Genomic DNA, 580 nt, shown 5'->3' with positions numbered 1-580 from the left:
CTGGTTAAACTCATTCAAGCCAGAACGGTTTGTGTCTGCATCACCATTTGCAGGTGAACCAAAGACAAAGATATCCCAAGTAAAGTCTGTCGCAGAAGTGCCTTCATCCCAACGAATAACGTGACCAAACTTGTTGTTTAAGCGCGGATTTGCTGGATTCGTTTCGTCTGTGCGGCGCGTGTTATTGGTTAGCGTGAGGTATACAGAGCCTGTGAACGGGTCAACCGAACACCATTCAGGACGATCCATTGGCGTTGCGCCAACAAGGTCAGCCGCGCCAGCCGTATTAATGATAATTTCCGCTAACGAGTTAAAATGATCAGCAAGCGTGCCACCAGATGTCGTCACACTATCAAGCGTTAGTGGCAACCAAGTACCTGTGCTGTCTTCATTGAAACGCGCAACGTAAAGTGTGCCTTCGTCCATGTACTTGTCGCCCGTCGCCAAGCGATTCGCAGGATTTGCATCAGCAGGATCCCAAGCCGCTGCAGACTCGAACTTGTAAAGGTATTCAAAACGAGAATCATGACCTGAGTAAAATACTACGGGTTTGCCTGCTTCTAGCTTACCGAAAGCACAA

General features: G+C 48.4%; 1 protein-coding gene. It reads right to left on the bottom strand.

Annotated features, from left to right (window positions below):
- Positions 1 to 580, bottom strand: a 580-nt coding sequence (locus R7Z49_RS26525) for a PhoX family protein (protein ID WP_318112641.1), incomplete at both ends; no start/stop codon positions are given.

The organism is Vibrio sp. 1562, assembly GCF_033340155.1.
Classification (GTDB): domain Bacteria; phylum Pseudomonadota; class Gammaproteobacteria; order Enterobacterales; family Vibrionaceae; genus Vibrio; species Vibrio alginolyticus.
This window is presented reverse-complemented; position numbering and strand designations above follow the sequence as displayed.